This is a genomic window from Herpetosiphon gulosus (assembly GCF_039545135.1).
In the GTDB taxonomy this organism is placed as follows: domain Bacteria; phylum Chloroflexota; class Chloroflexia; order Chloroflexales; family Herpetosiphonaceae; genus Herpetosiphon; species Herpetosiphon gulosus.
On the sequence record NZ_BAABRU010000080.1, the window covers coordinates 1 to 1,908 of the forward strand.

General features: G+C 57.9%; 1 protein-coding gene and 1 pseudogene. Both read right to left on the bottom strand.

The window, feature by feature from the left end; all coding sequences use genetic code 11:
* Window positions 1–250: pseudogene (locus tag ABEB26_RS26800) on the bottom strand (IS4 family transposase); the annotation flags it as partial.
* A 308-nt stretch (window positions 251–558) separates the two neighbouring features.
* Window positions 559–1,785, bottom strand: a complete 1,227-nt coding sequence (locus ABEB26_RS26805; RefSeq protein ID WP_345725161.1) for an IS4 family transposase — start codon at window positions 1,783–1,785, stop codon at window positions 559–561.
* Window positions 1,786–1,908 lie beyond the last annotated feature (123 nt).

Below are 1,908 nucleotides of genomic sequence, written 5' to 3' on the forward strand. Positions count from 1 at the left end.
GATCAAGGGTGCGGGTACGCGCAGCATCATGGATGACCGTGCGAATACAATAGTGGGCCAGTAATAACCCATATAATTCTTGGATGACCCCAACGGGCTGCTGGCTTCGCAACGGCTGTCGCGCAATGCGTTGATGGGTATCAAGTTCATCAATGGCCAACGCAATCTCCCACCGTTCGTGATAGGCGCACACGAGATCAGCGGCGGGATAGCGGCTCGGATCGAGCAAGCTCGTCACCACACGATGCATCGTCGTGGTATCCCCTAGGGCCGGATCGGTGAGCCGGTAGGAGATCATGCGTAATTGGATGCCCCCCTCCCGCACGGGACGACCGTGGTTAACGGGGGTGATCGTAATCAAGGCTGACCCATCGGCCAAGGTCTCGTAGATCTGGGGGCGGACACTGAGTGACAACCGTGCAAGGACCTGTGCACCCCGTGCTTGCGCCTGCGCAAACATCCGATAAGAATGGAAGCCACGATCCCACATTAAGAGCATATTCGGTTGGAGTTTGCGCAACATGGGGTTAAACGCAGATTCCCCTATAGGCATCAACCTTAGCCGCTCCCAGCAGTTAAGGCCAACAACCGCTGCGCTGTCGATGGCCGTTTTTGACGTTTCTGCACCCGCGCCAACCGCCCAATGATGCTAGCAAGGGTCGTGAGCACCGTCTCCAATTGCTCACGACATCCGCGACTGCTCGCCAGATCGGTCGCATAGGCCATCACGATTTGCGCCGCTTTGAACAGACTGCGTTCCGCCGTATCCCACGCACTTGCCACCAGAATCCACTGCTGGAACACCAGTCCAAGCAATTTCGCATAGATTTCGCACAAAATCCGGGCAGGTTTTTTCGTTCGCCATTCATCCACGTGGCCATGACTCTTCCACAATTTAAACAACAGCTCGATCTGCCAGCGCATTTTCAATAAGACCATGGCCTCGGTGAGGCCGAGCTTGTCTTCCGGCGCGTTCGTGATAACCACCGTCCATGCCGCCAGATCCATGGCAGCGTTGGAGACCGGGCGGCACTTGTCATGCGCCTCGTCTTGTACCCGCTGGCGACGTTGTGCCGCCACGGCATCGGGGACGCGTTGCACCAATAAGCGGGCCGCGAGTCGCTCCTTGCTTCCAACCAGCACCGTCCCTTCCCAGTGATCCGCGTCCCCCAACCCCGTCACGACCTCCAGAATTGACTGTTCTTTCTGTCCTGGCAGCCGAATCCGACTGTGACTCTGGACGCGTGACAGCCAATACACCTCGGCGGCAGCAAGCTCACGAAAGATACGGATGTTGTAGAAGCCGAGGTCAGCGAGCCGGAGACTTCCGGCAGGCAGCGGGGCACGTTGAACCAGTAACACCTGATCCGAAGCCCGTCCGTCCGTGAGGTCGATCCCACACAGGGTTCCGGTGAGGAGATCGAGCTGGACACCACATTTCAAGCCTGCCGTCCCGCGTGCCGAAGCATTGCCACAGCCACGATACGTGGTCGCCAGCGCATCAGGCAGGCCGATCGTCGTGCTGTCATGAATACGCACGCTGGTGAACCGTTGGAGGATGGACACCGCCACGGGATCAGCACTGATCGCATACTCCATACTGGCCAGCAACACGTGATGGAGCAGATCGACGGTGGCCAGCGTAAAGCGGCGATCAATGGCTTGCGGTGAGACCGTCGCTCCAACCCGTGCCGCCATCTGAGCCAATTGCCCTAAACTTGCGGTTGGGTTCGCCAACCAGCCATAGACGAGGGTCTGCACCAACGTGCTCGGCGTGAAGGTGATGTGGTCCTGAACGTATAGACATGTATGCTATCATACCTATACGGGAAAGGAATCCACCAATGACACGGCAAAACCCTCGCACCTTTACGGCGGAATTTCGCCAAATGGCCATCGATCTCGCGT